Origin of the sequence: Marinobacter suaedae (assembly GCF_030519635.1) — a bacterium.
Classification (GTDB): Bacteria; Pseudomonadota; Gammaproteobacteria; order Pseudomonadales; family Oleiphilaceae; genus Marinobacter; species Marinobacter suaedae.
Genome location: NZ_JAUMIS010000002.1, coordinates 1,092,706 through 1,108,909, shown reverse-complemented (window position 1 = coordinate 1,108,909; position 16,204 = coordinate 1,092,706). Strand labels below are relative to the sequence as shown.

The following is a 16,204-nucleotide window of genomic DNA, read 5'->3' as shown; positions in this document are numbered from 1 at the left end:
CAATGACAATGATGAAAAAGCTTCTGACTTCAGCCGTCGCCTCAGCCATGATGGCCGGTGGCGCACAGGCCGCCATCTCAGGTGATACCGTGAAAATCGGTTATCTGGCGGACATGTCAGGGACCTACCGGGATCTGGCCGGTCCCAATGGCCTGAAAGCGATGGAAATGGCTATCGCCGACTTCGGTGGCAAGGTGAACGGCGCCAAGATTGAAGTGGTCAGCGCCGACGACCGAAACAGTGCCGACGTCGCCTCCAGCACCGTACGCCGCTGGGTTGAAAATGAAGATGTTGATCTGGTGGCGGGGCTGGTAGCCTCCTCCGTTTCCATTGCCGTGAGCGACATCCTCGAAGAGAACGACAAGCTGGGCATCATCTCCGGTTCCGCGGCTTCCAGCATCACGAACGAGCACTGCACCCCGAACCACATTCACTACGTGTACGACACCTATCCGCTGGCCAACGGTACCGCCAGTGCGGTGGTCAAAGAGGGTGGCAAATCCTGGTATATCCTGACCGCTGATTATGCCTTCGGCCATGCCCTTGAGGGCGATGTATCACGGGTGGTTGAGGAAAACGGTGGCGAGATCGTCAGCACGCTGCGCCACCCGTTCCCGACACCGGACTTTTCTTCCTTCATTCTGCAGGCCCAGGCTTCTGGCGCTGACGTAGTGGCTCTGGCCAATGCCGGCGCAGACACCACCAACGCCATCAATACCGCCAGTGAGTTCGGCGTGACCCAGTCCGGCCAGACCCTGGCAGCACTGTTGCTGTTCCTGACCGACGTCAATGCCTTGGGTGCCGAAGCTGCACAGGGCATCCAGCTGACCACCGGCTGGTACTGGGACATGAACGATGAGACCCGTGAATGGTCCGATCGCTTCATGGAAGAAACAGGTGTGCGTCCAACCATGGTTCACGCCGGTATCTACTCCAGCACCATGCAGTATCTGAACGCGGTTGAAGCCACCGGTTCCGACGATGCCCAGACCGTTCGCAAGCAGATGATGGAAACGCCGATCAACGACATGTTCGCCAAGAACGGCAAGATCCGTGAAGACGGCCGTATGGTGCACGACATGTACCTGGCTGAGGTGAAGACGCCGGATGAGTCTGAAAACGAGTGGGATCTGTACAAGATCCTGCGGACCATCCCGGCCGATGAAGCCTACCGTCCGCTGTCTGAAAGCAAGTGCCCGCTGGTAGCCGGCGAGTAACAGCTACCTTCCGGGGCTCCCCGACCACCCTGGCCGGGGAGCCTGAGGAATCTGCAATGACGTTCTCAGCTAATGCCTCTGCGCTGCTTTTGGAGCTAGCAACATGTCCATGATTTTCGGTGTCCCTTTAGCTGTGCTGTCCGGCCAGCTGCTGATCGGGGTCATTAACGGCGCTTTCTACGCGCTACTGAGTCTCGGGCTGGCCGTTATTTTCGGGCTGCTCAAGATTATCAACTTCGCCCACGGGGCGATGTACATGCTCGGTGCCATGGCGACCGTCATCCTGTTCGACGTTCTGGGTGTCAACTACTGGGTTGCACTGTTTATGGCGCCGCTGCTGGTTGGTGTTGTCGGGGTGACGATCGAATACTTCCTGCTTCGCCGAATCGCCGGCCAGGACCATATCTACAGCTTGTTGCTGACCTTCGGTATTGCCCTGTTGCTTCAGGGGGTACTGACCAACATCTACGGTGTGTCGGGTATGCGCTACTCGATGCCGGATCTGTTCAAGGGCGGCGTCAACCTCGGCTTCATGTTCCTGCCGTATTACCGCGCCTGGGTCATCGTGATAGCCCTGCTGGTCTGCTTCGGCACCTGGTTCATGATTGAAAAGACCAAGCTCGGTTCTTACCTGCGTGCTGGCACCGAGGATGCCCAGCTGATGCAGGGCTTTGGTATCAACGTGCCTCTGCTGGTCAGTCTTACCTATGGCTTCGGTGTGATGCTGGCCGCATTCGCCGGGGTACTTGCGGCCCCCATCTACTCCGTGACGCCGGTGATGGGTTCCCACATTCTGATTACCGTGTTTGCGGTGGTCGTTATTGGCGGTATGGGCTCGATTGGGGGGGCGATCATTACCGGTATTCTGATGGGGGTGATTGAAGGTCTCACCAAAACCTTCTATCCGCCTGCTTCATCCGCGGTGATCTTCCTGGTCATGGTGGTGGTTCTGATGTTCCGGCCCGCGGGTCTGTTTGGTAAGGAGGCTTAATCATGAGCCAGTCATTCGATGCGACCGACATTCATACCGCCATCCTGAAAGATCAGAAAGCCGAGGGCCGCAAAAAAATGCTGCTTAATGGTGTGCTGGTTCTGCTGCTGATGGCCGCGCCGTTTGTCATGTACCCGGTCTTCCTGATGAAGATCCTGTGCTTTGCCCTGTTCGCGGTGGCCTTTAACCTGCTGTTCGGTTTTACCGGCCTGCTGTCCTTTGGCCATGCGGCCTTTCTGGCCACCGGTGGCTATACCACCGGGTACTTGCTCAGCAATTATTCGGGCCTGACCACTGAAGTGGGTATTCTTGCGGGGACCGCCCTGGCCACCCTGATGGGCCTGGCCTTTGCGTTACTCTCGATCCGCCGTCAGGGCATCTATTTCGCCATGGTGACCCTGGCGCTGGCGCAGCTGGTGTTCTTTTTCTTCGTTCAGTCGGAATTCACAGGCGGCGAAGACGGCATGCACGGCATCCCCCGGGGCCACCTGTTCGGGGTGATCAACCTCGAGAATAACCTGAACATGTACTACTTCGTGCTGGCGGTGTTCCTGGCGTGCTACCTGCTGGTTCAGCGGATCGTTACCAGTCCCTACGGCGAAGTGCTCAAGTCCATCAAGCAGAACGAGCCCCGTGCGGTATCGCTGGGCTACAACGTGGACCGCTACAAGGTACTGGCGTTCGTCATCTCCGCGGCGCTGGCCGGCCTGGCTGGCTCGATGAAGTCGGTGGTGTTCCAGTTGGTCTCGCTCAACGACGCCCACTGGCACATGTCGGGCGAGGTGATCCTGATGACCCTGGTGGGCGGCATGGGCACCTTGCTCGGCCCCGTCGTCGGCGCCACCTTTGTGGTGAACGTGGAGTACCAGCTGTCCCAGGGGTCCCTGCGCGACTGGGTGGATCCGATTCTGGGCGGGATCTTCATCCTGACCGTACTGGCCTTCCGGAGTGGTATCGTGGGTGAGATCCAGAAGTTCCTTAAGAGGAATATGGGCTAGATGCCACACTGCCCAAAGCTGAAAAGGCCGCTATTCGTAGCGGCCTTTTTCGTCCGCCCTTTAACCGCATGATCTTCCAAGCAGGCGGAGAGAGGATGAATTGGTAGGTTGGTCGCTTTAAAGGTGGATTTATTGATGAGGTCTGGTACAGGCTGGAGCAGAGCGGAGAAAAGAGGATAGGCCTGTTGGGCATCCGGTAAAATGAAGAAAGTTCATCTCTGGCAGAATCACGGATACGCTCGCTACGTCCCCTTTCGGTCGTGGATAAGGCTGATGTGAGCAAATGCAGTGCAACGTGGTCGGCACACTCCCGGCGCAAAAGGCACCGAGAGCTTTTTCATTCAGAACGTGTAGCGAACGCCGAGATTATATTGACTGCCATCATCATAGAAGTTACCGCCAATCTGGAGCCCCAGGCTTGTGGTTAGGGAATAGACACCTTGCATGGTGAACTCGGTGGAAGAATCTCCTACCGTGTAATGGTCTGCACGCAAATCCAGCTCAAGCGTGTCAGTGAGGTTTCGTCGGTATCCAATTGATAGAATTGCGCCGGAATCATCGCCACTTTCAGATCCTGCGCCTGAATCCCAACGGCCGGGCGGATTGGGAACCCTGTCGCCGTTCGCATCCCGGTACACAATGGTGTATGTAAGTTCGGTTTCGACTTCTGTGTGTGCGTAGCCGCCCGCAAGGTAGGCGCTGCTCAGGTCATCGTGGAAGAAACGGTAGCCTGCGGATATCGTCACCAACGAGCCGCTAAGATCAAAGTCAATAACTTGTTGCATTAATGTCGCCCCCGGAGGTAGAGAGCCCGGAGCGAAACTGCTGAGCGGCGTTTCAATGATGTGATCGGCGTCACCGGTGATTTCCTGGAAACGGGCTTGCCCAAACCAGTTGTTTCCGAAATCGAAGCTGGCCGTTAGCTGAAAGCCATCAAACGTCACATCTTTGTCCGGTATCGAGACAAACGTCCCGATATTGAGTGGCACATCCTGTAGTTCGGTCCTCAGGTAGTCAACCGAGACGAAGCTATAAGAAGGCGATACAGCCTGTGTATTGGTGGAAAGAAGAGTCAGTGCTATGAATGTTAATGCAAAACGTTTGTTGGCAGACTTCATTTGGGCTCCTTGCCGGAAGTTCCTCTGGGGCGACATAACACTCAACATTTCGGCCGCCAGATATGTCTCTTTTGAAGGCAAATATCGATTTGCCGCGCCGTTTTATACCAAATTTTGGAACTTGGGTTACGCCTCTAACTGAGGCGTTTGTTGTTTTTGAGCGCTTTTTCAAAGAAATAGTGCTGGATGTCCATGCTTAAGCGCTGCAAGCGTGAGTGCCAATATCCGGCCTCATTGTGATTTGACGGATTCAGAAAGAAACAAACCCCGGACTGGGCCGGGGTTTGTTGCGTGGGAAGGGGGTGTTACTTTTTCAGGCCCATTTCCTCGATCGAGATTTCCCGCATTTTGAACTTCTGGATCTTACCCGTGACGGTCATCGGGAATTCATCCACGAACTTGTAGTTCCTGGGGATCTTGAAGTGGGCGATCTGGCCCTTGCAGAAGGCGATCAGGTCGTCTGCGCTGACTTGCTCAGCCTCGGGGCGCAGCTTCACCCAGGCAATCAGCTCCTCACCGTATTTGTCATCGGGAATACCGGTCACCTGGACTTCCTCGATGGAGGGGTGGGTGTACAGGAACTCTTCGATTTCCTTCGGGTAGATGTTTTCACCGCCACGGATGACCATGTCCTTGATCCGGCCGACAATCTGGATGTAGCCGTCCTCGTCCATGGTGGCCAGGTCGCCAGTGTGCATCCAGCCTGCATCGTCGATGGCTTCGCGGGTCTTCTCCTCGTTGTTCCAGTACTTCAGCATCACGCTGTAGCCCCGGGTGCACAGCTCACCGATTTCGCCGCGAGGCACCACGTTGCCGGTCGCAGGGTCGACAATCTTGCTTTCCAAGTGCGGCTGGGTCCGTCCCACGGTGGTGACCTGCTTCTCGAACGGGTCGAGGGAACTGGTCTGGGTCGACACCGGGCTGGTCTCTGTCATGCCGTAGGCAATCTGAACCTCTTTCATGTTCATCTTGCCATTGACCTGCTTCATGACCTCGGCCGGGCAGATGGAACCTGCCATGACGCCGGTGCGCAGGGTGGACAGGTCATAGGTTTCGAATTCCGGCTCCGCCAGTTCGGCGATGAACATGGTGGGCACACCGTACAGGGCGGTGGCCTTTTCCTGGTGCACTGCCTGCAGCACGGTCTTGGGCTCGAAGGCTTCGCCCGGGTAGATCATCGTCGCACCGTGAGTAATACAGCCCAGGTTGCCCATCACCATGCCGAAACAGTGATACAGGGGCACCGGAATCACCAGTCGATCCTCGTGGGTAAAGCGCTGGCTTTCGGCCACGAAGTAACCGTTGTTCAGGATGTTGTGGTGGGTCAGGGTGGCGCCTTTGGGGTTGCCAGTGGTACCGGAGGTGAACTGGATGTTGATCGGATCGTCGAACTGGAGTTGGCTCTGGACCTTGTCCAGCTCGTCCTGGCTGACGTCGCTGGCAAGCTGAACGAATTCGTTCCAGGTCCACATGCCCTCGTGCTTGTCGGTATCCAGGTTGACCACCGCCCGCAGATCCTTCAGGCGATCGGACTTCAGTTTGCCGGGCTGGCTGGATTTCAGCTCCGGTGCCAGTTCATAGAGGGTCTTCCGGTAATCGGATGCTTTGAAGCTGTCGGCCGTGACCAGCACGCTGATGCCCGCCAGGTTCATGGCATATTCAAGCTCGTGCATACCGTAGGCGGGGTTGATGTTGACCAGAATAGCCCCGACCTTGGCGGTGGCGAACTGGGTCACGGTCCACTCGTAGCGGTTGGGCGACCAGATGCCCACCCGGTCACCACGTTTTACGCCGATGGCGATGAAAGCCCGGGCAGCCTCATCTACTTTTTCAACGAATTCTTTGTAGGTCCACCGGATGTCCTGGTGCAGGCACACCAGCGCCTCGGTGTCCGGGTATTGCTTGGCGGTTCGGTCCAGCATCTCGCCGATGGTAATGCCCAGCAGTGGGGCTTCGGAAGTGCCGCTGGTGTAGCTTGGTAACGTCATGCTCATTGTCTTTGCCTCCATTGTTTTTGTAGTCGAGGGCAAGCAGGGCAGAACCTGCTAGCGACTCTGGCTGTGATATTCAGGGTTGGGTTGCATATCACTGGCAATCGCAACGCGATTGGACATGTTGTAAAAACCGATCAGATTGCTCAGGTCCCAGATGGCACGGTCGCTCAGACCGGCCTCTCGCAGGGCCTGGGCATGTTCCTGAGTAACGGTTGATGGTGAGCGGGTCAGCTCGGAAGCGAAGTCCAGCATCGCCCGCTGGCGCTTGTCGAGCCTGGCGCTCCGGTAATTCATCACCAGGTGCTCACCCAACATCGGATCGCCGCTAAGCACCCGCACGGCAGCACCGTGGGCCACCAGGCAGTAGAAGCATTTGTTCTCGGACGAGACCACCACCGCGACCATTTCCCGCTCCAGCTTGCTGAGTTCACTTTCACCCAGCATCAGCTCGTTGTATAGGCGACTAAAGCCGTCTAGCTGTGCGAGATTCTGGCTGTAGGCGGTGAGCACGTTCGGGATCATGCCCAGCTTTTCCTGGCAGATCTCAAAGTACTTCCGGGTGTCCTCTGGCAGATCGGAAAGTTCCGGGATCGGCAGATCCAGGGCGACCACATCCTTGTCGAGACTCATTCGGCATCCTCCTGCTGTTTGCATTTGCCTGCGAGTGCCTGACCGACTTTCGACCCGTTGTGCCGGTCAAGCTGGCCGCAGATCCACTCGCCGGTGGCAACCAGTCGGTCCAGATCCACGCCGGTCTCGATGCCAAGCCCCTGCAGCATGTAGAGCACATCTTCCGTGGCTACGTTGCCGGACGCACCCTTGGCGTAGGGGCAACCACCCAGGCCGGCGACCGATGCATCGATCACCGAGACGCCTTCTTCCAGCACCGCATACAGGTTGGCCAGTGCCTGGCCGTAGGTGTCGTGGAAGTGGGCGGCGAGATTCCCGATAGGGACGTGTCTGACTACGGCTTCCAGCATGCGCTTGGCTTTGAGCGGGGTGCCGACGCCGATGGTGTCGCCGAGGGACACTTCGTGGCAGCCCATCTCGTACAATCCCCTGGCAACCTCTGCCACTTTCTCCGGTGCGATCTCGCCTTCATAGGGACAGCCCAGCACGGTGGATACGTAGCCGCGCACGGGAACGTTATGCTTCCGGGCCTGCTCGATCACCGGTACAAAGCGGTCCAGGCTCTCGGCGATGGTGCAGTTGATGTTCTTTTTGCTGAAGGATTCGGAGGCAGCGGCGAAGACCGCCACCTCGTTTACCCCGGCCGCCAGGGCATTTTCAAAGCCCCTCAGGTTGGGGGTCAGTGCGGAATAGCAGACACCCGGCTTGCGCTGGATGCCGGCCATGACTTCAGCGGCATCGCCCATCTGCGGTACCCACTTCGGGGAGACGAAGCTGGCGGACTCGATGTGGCTCAGGCCGCAGTCGGCCAGCCGGTCGATCAGGCCAGTCTTGATGTCGGTGGCGATCACCGGGCCGGGCTCATTCTGGAGTCCGTCCCGGGGGCTCATTTCCACCAATCTGACTTTCTGGGGTAGGGCCATTATTCTGTGTCCTCTTCCTGGATATCGATGGCGATCAGTTCGGCGCCTTCGGACACCTGATCACCTTCGGCAAAGAAGATTTCACTGACTATGCCATCGGCCGGTGCCTTGATGGCGTGCTCCATCTTCATGGCTTCCATGATGACCAGGGTCTGGCCGGCCGATACGGCATCGCCCACCTCAGCCTGAACGGCCACGATGGCGCCGTTCATGGGTGCTGCCAGGCTGCCTTCACCAGCGCTGTCTTCAGACTGGTAGGTTTCCCTGTAGAGGGTGCACTGGAAAGTTTCTCCTTCACAGAACAGAACCAGCTGGCTGTCGTGAAGATTCCCGTGAACGCTGATGCGATGGCCGTTGATTACCGCTTGCAGGTAGTCGTCGTCCAGGCGGGCGGTCAGGCTGTAGACGCTGTCGCCGACAAATACCTGGTAGCCATCGTTCCGCTCCAGAATTTTGAGATCGTGGATCTCGTCACCGACCTGCAACTGCATGGGCTGGGCGTACTCGGAATTCATGCGCCAGCTGTTGCGGCGGCTGAACGGGGAGAATGGATCGGTGGAGTCAGACTCAGCAGGTTTGTGCTGCTCCTGAATGAACGCAGCGGCCAGCACCAGTGCCTTGTGGGCATCCAGCTTTGGTTCCGGGAACAGCAAGGCCCGGTGGTCTTCGATAAAGCCGGTGGTCAGGTCCGCTTCCCGGAACGGCTGGGCGTCGGCCAGTGCGTGCAGGAAGCGCACGTTGGTCTTGACGCCGGCAATCCGGTAGTTCTCCAGGGCCTGCACCATGCGGTTGATGGCTTGGTCCCGATTTTCGTCCCAAACGATCAGCTTGGCGATCATGGGGTCGTAATGGATGCTGATGTCGTCGCCTTCGGTCACGCCGGTGTCTACCCGCACATGGGTGTTTTCATCCGGAGTGCGCAGGTAACGCAGGTGGCCGGTGGCGGGCAGGAAATCGTGGTCCGGGTCTTCCGCGTAGATGCGCGCTTCCAGGGCATGGCCACGGGTTTTCACGTCAGACTGCTGCAGGGGCAGAGGCTCGCCCCAGGCCACTTTCAGCTGCCATTCCACCAGGTCCTGGCCGGTGACCATTTCAGTGACGGGGTGCTCCACCTGCAGGCGGGTGTTCATCTCCATGAAGAAGAAGGAGCCGTCCACATCGTAGAGAAACTCCACGGTGCCAGCACCCACATAGTTGATGGCTTGCGCGGCACGAACCGCGGCTTCACCCATGGCCTTGCGGGTTTCTTCGCTCAGCCCGGGGGCCGGGGCTTCTTCCAGAACCTTCTGGTGGCGACGCTGAACGGAACAGTCCCGCTCCGCCAGGTAAACACCGTTTCCGTGTTGATCGCAGAACACCTGAATCTCCACGTGCCGTGGCTGGGTCAGGTAGCGCTCGATCAGCATGTCCGGGTTGCCAAAGGCGTTGCGGGCTTCCCGCTGGGCGGCGGCCAGGGCATCGTCAAATTCAGACAGGCTCTCGACCACCCGCATGCCCTTACCGCCACCACCGGCAACGGCTTTGAGCAGCAAAGGGAAGCCGCATTTCTCGGCTTCGCTGCGCAGGGTTTCCACAGACTGATCATCGCCGTGGTAACCGGGCACCAGGGGTACACCGGCTTTTTCCATGATTGCCTTGGCGGCGGACTTGGAGCCCATGGCGGCGATGGCGGAGGAGGGCGGGCCGATGAACACCAGGTCGTTGGCTTCGCAGGCTTCGGCAAATTCGGTGTTTTCCGACAGGAAGCCGTAACCCGGGTGAATGGCCTGGGCGCCGCTCTGCCTGGCGACTTCGATAATCTTTTCGCCACGCAGGTAGCTGTCAGAGCTTGATGCCGGGCCAATGTGGAAGGCTTCGTCGGCCATGGCCACATGGCGGGCATTGGCATCGGCGTCCGAATAGACCGCCACGCAGCGGATACCCATGCGGTGAGCGGTCTGGATGATCCGGCAGGCGATTTCGCCCCGGTTGGCTATCAGGATTTTACTGAACATGGTTGTTATACCTCCGGAACCCAGTTGGCCTTGCGCTTGTTGAGGAAAGCGCCCAGGCCTTCCTGGCCTTCGTCGCTCACGCGGATGTCGGCGATGCGCCGGGCGGTGTCTTCAATCACGGCGGTGTCAATCGGTTTCTGGCTGACAGCGAAGATCAGGTCCTTGGCCGCGGTCATGGCCTTCGGGCCGTTGTGGGCGAGTTGCTGAATCAGTTCATCGCAGTGTTGATCCATGGCGTCCAAGTCGTCACAGACGATATGAACCAGGCCGAAATCCTGTGCCTGTCGGGCGGAGAACACTTCGGCGGACAGGAAGTACCGGCGGGCCTGTCGCTCGCCAATCGTTCTGACCACATAGGGGCTGATCACGGCGGGGATCAGGCCGAGCTTCACTTCGCTCAGGCAGAAGCTGGATTTCTCGGTGGCGATGACGATGTCACAGCAGGCCGCCAAGCCTACCGCGCCGCCGAAAGCGGCGCCCTGAACCAGGCCAATCACCGGCTTGGACAGGTGGTTCAGTACGTTCATCAGGCGCGCCAGTTCCCGGGAATCGTCCAGGTTGTCCTGATGGCTGTTGTCCGCCATGCGGCGCATCCAGCCCAGGTCCGCACCAGCGGAGAAATGCTTGCCTTCGGAGCGCAGGACAACCACCCGGGTGTCCGGGTCGGCGTTCACTTCTTCCAGTGCACCGATCAGCTCCTGGATGATCACATCGTCAAAGGCATTGCGCTTGTCCGGGCGGTTCAACACGACTTCGGTGACACCCGCATCGCGGCGCCGGAGCAGAACCGCTGTTTCTTGTTCTGACATACGATGTCTCCTCGATTACATGCGGAACACGCCAAAGCGCGTTGGCTCGGCGGGACGGTTCATGGTGGCCGACAGACTCAGGGCGACCACTTCCCGGGTCTGGGCCGGGTCAATCACACCGTCATCCCACAGACGGGCGCTGGCGTAGTAGGGGTGGCCCTGTTCCTCGTACTTGTCGACGATGGGTTGCTTGAACTCGGCCTCTTCGTCGGCGCTCCACTCCTGGCCCTTGCGTTCCATGCCTTCGCGCTTGACCTGGGCCAGTACGCCGGCGGCCTGTTCGCCACCCATCACGGAGATACGGGCGTTCGGCCACATCCACAGGAAGTCCGGGTTGTAGGCGCGGCCGCACATGCCGTAGTTGCCCGCACCGAACGATCCGCCGATCAGTACGGTGATCTTCGGTACGTTGGCGCAGGCCACCGCCATCACCATCTTGGCGCCATGCTTGGCAATGCCTTCGGCCTCGTACTTCTGGCCCACCATGAAACCGGTGATGTTCTGCAGGAACAGCAGCGGGATGTTGCGCTGGCAGCACAGTTCGATGAAGTGCGCGCCTTTCTGGGCGGCTTCGCTGAACAGGATGCCGTTGTTGGCAATGATGCCCACCGGGTAGCCGTGAATGTGGGCAAAGCCGGTGACCAGGGTCTGGCCGTAGTAGCGTTTGAATTCGTCGAACTCGGAGCCATCGACGATGCGGGAGATGACATCGCGCACGTCAAACGGCTTGCGCAGGTCGGTGCCGACGATGCCGTAAAGTTCGTTGGCGTCGTACAGCGGTTCGCTGGGCTTCTTCACTTCCACCGGTACGGGCTTGCGCAGGTTCAGGTTGGACACGCAGCGGCGGGCGATTTCCAGCGCATGGGCGTCGTTTTCTGCGTAGTGGTCAGCTACACCGGAGGTTTTGCAGTGCACGTCGGCACCGCCCAGTTCTTCGGCAGTGACGACTTCGCCGGTGGCCGCTTTCACCAATGGTGGGCCGGCCAGGAAGATGGTGCCCTGGTTACGCACAATGATGGATTCATCGGCCATGGCCGGCACGTAAGCGCCACCGGCAGTACACAGGCCCATGACCACGGCAATCTGGGGAATGCCTTCGGCGGACATGCGGGCCTGGTTGTAGAAGATGCGGCCAAAGTGGTCCCGGTCCGGGAAGACTTCGTCCTGATGGGGCAGGTTGGCGCCGCCAGAGTCCACCAGGTAAATGCAAGGCAGGCGGTTCTGCTGGGCGATTTCCTGGGCCCGAAGGTGTTTCTTGACGGTCAGCGGGTAGTAACTGCCGCCTTTCACGGTGGCGTCGTTGGCCACGATCATGCATTCGACGCCGGAGACTCGTCCTATGCCGGCGATAGCGCCTGCGGCAGGGACTTCATCCTTGTAAACGTTGTAGGCTGCGAACTGGCCGATTTCGAGGAACGGGGAGCCGTCGTCGAGCAGGCGGTTAATGCGTTCGCGGGGGAGCAGTTTGCCCCGGGAAGTGTGGCGCTCCTGATAGGTGGGGCCACCACCTTGCTGGATTTTTCCGACTTTTTCCCGCAGGTCTGCGACGGCGGCCGCCATGGAGTCATGGTTGGCCTGAAATTCTTCCGATCTTGGGTTTATTTTGTTCTGGAGTATGGTCATTTTCCCGGCCTTCTTTTGTTCGGGCATCCGGGGCTGGCGGTTCCGTCTTCCGGGAGGCGCCAAAGGCCACATCCCTGTGTGCTTGGCTGTGGCCATCCTTGGCCACAGACACTCCCGGAAGGCCGAACCCCCACCCCCTCGACGTACTTGGGAGTTGGAGTCCTGAAACCTTATTTATTCAGGAACAACTCGCGACCAATCAGCATGCGGCGAATCTCGGAAGTGCCCGCGCCGATTTCGTACAGTTTCGCGTCCCGCAGCAGGCGGCCTGTTGGGTACTCGTTGATGTAGCCGTTGCCGCCCAGCAGCTGGATGGCGTCCAGTGCCAGTTTGGTGGCCATTTCGGCGGAGTAGAGGATGGCGCCGGCAGCATCTTTGCGGGTGGTTTCGCCACGATCGGCAGACTGGGCGACCATGTAGACGTAGGACTTGGCGGTGTTCATGAAGGTGTACATGTCCGCGACTTTGCCCTGTACCAGTTCGAACTCGCCGATGGCCTGGCCGAATTGTTTGCGCTCGCGGATGTACGGCACTACCACGTCCATCGCCGCCTGCATCAGGCCCAACGGGCCGCCGGACAGCACCAGTCGCTCGTAGTCGAGGCCGCTCATCAGGACTTTGGCACCGTTGCCGACACCGCCCAGCACGTTTTCCTTGGGGACCTTGCAGTCCTGGAATACCAGTTCACAGGTGTTGGAGCCGCGCATGCCCAGCTTGTCCAGCTTCTGGTGGCGGCTGAAGCCCGGGTAGTCACGTTCAACGATGAAGGCAGTCACACCTTTGGAACCGCCCTTCGGGTCGGTCTTCGCGTAGATGACGTAGGTGTGTGCATCCGGGCCGTTAGTGATCCACATTTTGTTGCCGTTCAGCACGTAGTGGTCGCCTTCTTCCCGGGCGTGCAATTTCATGGAGATCACGTCGGAACCGGCATTGGGTTCGGACATGGCCAAGGCGCCGACGTGCTCACCGCTCACCAGCTTGGGCAGGTATTTCTGCTTCTGCTCTTCGGTGCCGTTGCGGTGGATCTGGTTCACGCACAGGTTGGAGTGGGCGCCGTAGGACAGGCCGACGGAGGCAGACGCCCGGCTGATTTCTTCCATGGCGATCACGTGGGCCAGGTAGCCCATGTCGGAACCACCGTATTCTTCTTTGACGGTAATGCCCAGCAGGCCCATGTCACCGAACTTGCGCCACAGGTCCATGGGGAACTCGTTGGTGCGGTCAATTTCTTCGGCGCGGGGGGCGATTTCGGCGGCGGCAAAGCTGTTGACCTGCTCGCGGAGCATGTCGAGGGTTTCGCCAAGGCCAAAGTTGAGCTCTGAGTACTGTGATTTCATTGGGCTTACCTTCTTGTTCTATATGTTCAGTAATCGTGTATTGATTTGGGCGGGGTGCGGCACTTGGAGTGCGGCTTACCCGGCCTCTGTTGCTTTTGATTCCTTGGACGAGCTTGCTTTTCGACCGGCTTTCTTCTGAAGTTCGGCCAGCGCATCACGGCACCGCGCTTCGGCGGAGTCCATTTCCTGCTCCATCATTTCGATGTCTTTCTTCTGCTGCTCTATCTGTTCACGCTTGCGTGCCAGAGTTTCCAGCATGAGCAAAAGCTGTTTCTCGCTGCCTTTAAGGCTGTTGTCGTACAGGTCGAACAGTTCTCTTGTTTCTGCCAGGGAGAACCCCATGCGCTTACCCCGCAGGATCAACTTCAGCCGAACCCGGTCACCTTTACTGAAGATGCGGGTCTGACCTCGGCGGGCGGGCTTGAGCAGATCTTCCGCCTCGTAAAAGCGGATTGTTCTGGTCGTAACGTCAAACTCTTTGGCGAGGTCGCTGATGGTGTAAGTGTCTTTGGTGGTCATGTTGAGTTCCTTTTTTTGTCTAGGTTAGATAAAGTTTACGTAAACGTAAAGGTGTTTTCTGATCATATTGAGCACAAAAACAAATTCCGAAAACAGGAGAAGATGATGGAATTCAAAAACGTACCCGCCATTGTGACCGGTGGTGCTTCCGGCCTGGGTGAGGGCGCGGCGCGAACGCTGGCTGCCGTAGGCTGTAAAGTTGCGATTTTCGACATGAATGCCGAGCGGGGCGAGCAGGTTGCTGCCGAAATCGGTGGGGTGTTTGCCCAATGTGATGTCGCCTCCACCAGCAGTGCAGAAGCCGCTTTTGCGGCAGCCCGTGAAGCCCATGGGCCCTGTGGCATTCTGGTGAACTGCGCCGGTATTGCCCCGGCCGCCAAGATCCTTGGCCGTGAGGGTGTGATGCCGCTGGAGAACTTCAGCAAGGTGATTGAGGTCAACCTGATTGGCACCTTCAACATGATGCGATTGGCTGCAGCTGAGATGGCTCAGCGTGAGCCCAATGCCGATGGCGAGCGGGGCGTGGTCATCAACACCGCTTCAGTGGCCGCCTACGAGGGCCAGATCGGCCAGGCTGCCTACAGTGCGTCAAAGGGTGGCGTGGTGTCGCTGACCTTGCAGGCGGCTCGCGAGCTTGCCCGTGAGGGGATTCGCGTCAACACCATTGCCCCGGGCTTGTTCATGACTCCGATGATGGCGGGCATGCCTGAGGAAGTTCAGCAGAGCCTGGCCAACACGCTGCCATTCCCGAGGCGCCTGGGTAACCCGGAAGAATTCGGCATGATGGTGGATCAGATGGTGCGCAACCCGATCCTGAACGGTGAGGTGATTCGCCTGGACTGTGCCCTGCGCATGGCCCCGAAGTAACAGCAGTACCCTGCGGGAGAGAACAATGACAACCCCTGTCGATCAAGAAGAACTGGCCCTGTTTCGGGATTCCGTTATCAAGGCGCTGGAAACCGAAGTAAAGCCCCATTACGAAGCCTGGGAAAAATCCGGCATCGTACCCCGGGAGCTGTGGAACGTACTTGGCAACGCCGGCATGTTGTGTGTGGATGTGCCAGAAGAGTTCGAGGGCTGCGGAGCACCGTTCCAGTACTCCGTGGTAGTCGGCGAAGAGATGGCACGCTTGGGCTTTGGCGCGCTGTCCACCAACGTGATGGTGCATTCCGACATCGTTGCCCCTTACCTGACCCACATCGGTAACGACGAACAGCGACAGCAGTGGCTTCCGAAAATGGTGTCTGGCGAAGCCGTGGGCGCTATCGCTATGACCGAACCGGGCGCTGGTAGCGATCTGCAGGCCATTCGCACCAGTGCAGTGAAGGACGGCGACGACTACATCCTGAACGGCTCCAAGACCTTCATTACCAACGGCCAGCACGCCGATATGGTGATCGTTGCGGCCAAGACGGATCCGAGCGCCGGTGCCCGAGGCATCAGTTTGTTCCTGGTGGATACCTCGCTTCCGGGCTACAGCAAGGGCCGAAATCTGGACAAGATCGGCCAGCATTCCGGCGATACCTCGGAGCTGTTCTTCTCGGACATGCGGGTTCCTGCCTCCGCCCTGCTGGGTGAGGAAGGGCAGGGCTTTATGTACCTGATGCGGGAGCTTCCTCGCGAGCGGCTGGTGATTGGCGCCCTTGGCGTAGCCGCCGCCCGAGGCGCGCTGGATCTCACCATTGCTTATGCGCAGGAGCGCGAGCTGTTTGGCCAGAAGCTTGCCCAGCTGCAGAACACCCGCTTTGAGATTGCCCGTATGGAAACCGAGTACCGGGTCAACCGGGCCTTTGTGCGGGAGTGCGTGGAAGCCTACGAACGCGGTGAATTAGACGCCCCAACCGCCTCCATGGCCAAGTACAGCGCTACTGAAATGCAGTGCCGGGTGGCTGATGGTTGCCTGCAGCTGTTCGGCGGCTACGGCTACACCACCGAGTACCCGATTTCTCGGGCGTTCATGGATGCCCGGGTGCAGCGGATATACGGCGGTACGTCTGAAGTTATGAAAGAAATTATTGCCCGCTCAGTTTTGGGTAAGGCCTGAGCGAGCA

General features: G+C 58.8%; 14 protein-coding genes. 5 read left to right on the top strand and 9 right to left on the bottom strand.

The annotated features are described in order from the left end of the window. Positions 1 to 2 precede the first annotated feature (2 nt). The 3 genes from QVZ43_RS13855 (at position 3) to QVZ43_RS13845 (ending at position 3,206) form a co-directional block, all read left to right on the top strand. Positions 3 to 1,217 (top strand): ABC transporter substrate-binding protein, encoded by a 1,215-nt coding sequence (locus tag QVZ43_RS13855; RefSeq protein WP_302910398.1) that lies wholly within the window; start codon positions 3 to 5, stop codon positions 1,215 to 1,217. A gap of 103 nt (positions 1,218 to 1,320) precedes the next feature. After that, on the top strand, positions 1,321 to 2,208 hold the full coding sequence (locus QVZ43_RS13850; protein WP_302910397.1) for a branched-chain amino acid ABC transporter permease: 888 nt from the start codon (positions 1,321 to 1,323) through the stop codon (positions 2,206 to 2,208). Positions 2,209 to 2,210: 2 nt separating this feature from the next. After that, positions 2,211 to 3,206, top strand: coding sequence for a branched-chain amino acid ABC transporter permease (locus QVZ43_RS13845; RefSeq protein ID WP_302910396.1), 996 nt, complete (start codon positions 2,211 to 2,213; stop codon positions 3,204 to 3,206). A gap of 341 nt (positions 3,207 to 3,547) precedes the next feature. On the opposite strand, the gene QVZ43_RS13840 is transcribed toward QVZ43_RS13845, so the two are convergent. From QVZ43_RS13840 to QVZ43_RS13800, 9 genes are all read right to left on the bottom strand, one after another. Then, positions 3,548 to 4,324 carry an outer membrane beta-barrel protein gene (locus tag QVZ43_RS13840; RefSeq protein ID WP_302910395.1) on the bottom strand — a complete coding sequence of 259 codons (777 nt, stop codon included), beginning with the start codon at positions 4,322 to 4,324 and terminating at the stop codon, positions 3,548 to 3,550. A 305-nt stretch (positions 4,325 to 4,629) separates the two neighbouring features. After that, entirely contained in the window at positions 4,630 to 6,312 is a 1,683-nt protein-coding gene (locus QVZ43_RS13835; protein WP_302910664.1) for an AMP-binding protein, read from the bottom strand. Between the two features lie 57 nt (positions 6,313 to 6,369). Next, positions 6,370 to 6,948: a peroxidase-related enzyme gene (locus tag QVZ43_RS13830; RefSeq protein ID WP_302910394.1), complete on the bottom strand. Its 579-nt coding sequence runs from the start codon at positions 6,946 to 6,948 to the stop codon at positions 6,370 to 6,372. Next, positions 6,945 to 7,871 carry a hydroxymethylglutaryl-CoA lyase gene (locus tag QVZ43_RS13825; protein ID WP_302910393.1) on the bottom strand — a complete coding sequence of 309 codons (927 nt, stop codon included), beginning with the start codon at positions 7,869 to 7,871 and terminating at the stop codon, positions 6,945 to 6,947. Before QVZ43_RS13825 ends, QVZ43_RS13830 begins: the two co-directional genes overlap by 4 nt. Then, positions 7,871 to 9,865 carry an acetyl/propionyl/methylcrotonyl-CoA carboxylase subunit alpha gene (locus QVZ43_RS13820; protein WP_302910392.1) on the bottom strand — a complete coding sequence of 665 codons (1,995 nt, stop codon included), beginning with the start codon at positions 9,863 to 9,865 and terminating at the stop codon, positions 7,871 to 7,873. Before QVZ43_RS13820 ends, QVZ43_RS13825 begins: the two co-directional genes overlap by 1 nt. 5 nt (positions 9,866 to 9,870) lie before the next feature. Next, positions 9,871 to 10,674 carry an enoyl-CoA hydratase/isomerase family protein gene (locus QVZ43_RS13815; RefSeq protein WP_302910391.1) on the bottom strand — a complete coding sequence of 268 codons (804 nt, stop codon included), beginning with the start codon at positions 10,672 to 10,674 and terminating at the stop codon, positions 9,871 to 9,873. 15 nt (positions 10,675 to 10,689) lie between these two features. Then, positions 10,690 to 12,297, bottom strand: a complete 1,608-nt coding sequence (locus QVZ43_RS13810; RefSeq protein ID WP_302910663.1) for a carboxyl transferase domain-containing protein — start codon at positions 12,295 to 12,297, stop codon at positions 10,690 to 10,692. Positions 12,298 to 12,467: 170 nt separating this feature from the next. Next, positions 12,468 to 13,634, bottom strand: coding sequence for an isovaleryl-CoA dehydrogenase (locus QVZ43_RS13805; protein ID WP_223792995.1), 1,167 nt, complete (start codon positions 13,632 to 13,634; stop codon positions 12,468 to 12,470). A gap of 75 nt (positions 13,635 to 13,709) precedes the next feature. Continuing rightward, positions 13,710 to 14,153 carry a MerR family transcriptional regulator gene (locus QVZ43_RS13800; protein ID WP_223792996.1) on the bottom strand — a complete coding sequence of 148 codons (444 nt, stop codon included), beginning with the start codon at positions 14,151 to 14,153 and terminating at the stop codon, positions 13,710 to 13,712. A 105-nt stretch (positions 14,154 to 14,258) separates the two neighbouring features. Here QVZ43_RS13800 and QVZ43_RS13795 point away from each other — a divergent pair, with 105 nt between their 5' ends. Then, on the top strand, positions 14,259 to 15,020 hold the full coding sequence (locus tag QVZ43_RS13795; protein ID WP_302910662.1) for an SDR family NAD(P)-dependent oxidoreductase: 762 nt from the start codon (positions 14,259 to 14,261) through the stop codon (positions 15,018 to 15,020). Between the two features lie 25 nt (positions 15,021 to 15,045). Then, on the top strand, positions 15,046 to 16,197 hold the full coding sequence (locus tag QVZ43_RS13790; RefSeq protein WP_302910390.1) for an acyl-CoA dehydrogenase family protein: 1,152 nt from the start codon (positions 15,046 to 15,048) through the stop codon (positions 16,195 to 16,197). Positions 16,198 to 16,204: the final 7 nt, after the last annotated feature.

What these genes read in the sequence shown, in the direction of transcription:
- QVZ43_RS13855 (WP_302910398.1), top strand. Translation starts at nt 3, where the DNA reads ATGACAATGATGAAAAAGCTTCTGACTTCAGCCGTCGCCTCAGCCATG.
- QVZ43_RS13850 (WP_302910397.1), top strand. Translation starts at nt 1,321, where the DNA reads ATGTCCATGATTTTCGGTGTCCCTTTAGCTGTGCTGTCCGGCCAGCTG.
- QVZ43_RS13845 (WP_302910396.1), top strand. Translation starts at nt 2,211, where the DNA reads ATGAGCCAGTCATTCGATGCGACCGACATTCATACCGCCATCCTGAAA.
- QVZ43_RS13840 (WP_302910395.1), bottom strand. Translation starts at nt 4,324, where the DNA reads ATGAAGTCTGCCAACAAACGTTTTGCATTAACATTCATAGCACTGACT.
- QVZ43_RS13835 (WP_302910664.1), bottom strand. Translation starts at nt 6,312, where the DNA reads ATGACGTTACCAAGCTACACCAGCGGCACTTCCGAAGCCCCACTGCTG.
- QVZ43_RS13830 (WP_302910394.1), bottom strand. Translation starts at nt 6,948, where the DNA reads ATGAGTCTCGACAAGGATGTGGTCGCCCTGGATCTGCCGATCCCGGAA.
- QVZ43_RS13825 (WP_302910393.1), bottom strand. Translation starts at nt 7,871, where the DNA reads ATGGCCCTACCCCAGAAAGTCAGATTGGTGGAAATGAGCCCCCGGGAC.
- QVZ43_RS13820 (WP_302910392.1), bottom strand. Translation starts at nt 9,865, where the DNA reads ATGTTCAGTAAAATCCTGATAGCCAACCGGGGCGAAATCGCCTGCCGG.
- QVZ43_RS13815 (WP_302910391.1), bottom strand. Translation starts at nt 10,674, where the DNA reads ATGTCAGAACAAGAAACAGCGGTTCTGCTCCGGCGCCGCGATGCGGGT.
- QVZ43_RS13810 (WP_302910663.1), bottom strand. Translation starts at nt 12,297, where the DNA reads ATGACCATACTCCAGAACAAAATAAACCCAAGATCGGAAGAATTTCAG.
- QVZ43_RS13805 (WP_223792995.1), bottom strand. Translation starts at nt 13,634, where the DNA reads ATGAAATCACAGTACTCAGAGCTCAACTTTGGCCTTGGCGAAACCCTC.
- QVZ43_RS13800 (WP_223792996.1), bottom strand. Translation starts at nt 14,153, where the DNA reads ATGACCACCAAAGACACTTACACCATCAGCGACCTCGCCAAAGAGTTT.
- QVZ43_RS13795 (WP_302910662.1), top strand. Translation starts at nt 14,259, where the DNA reads ATGGAATTCAAAAACGTACCCGCCATTGTGACCGGTGGTGCTTCCGGC.
- QVZ43_RS13790 (WP_302910390.1), top strand. Translation starts at nt 15,046, where the DNA reads ATGACAACCCCTGTCGATCAAGAAGAACTGGCCCTGTTTCGGGATTCC.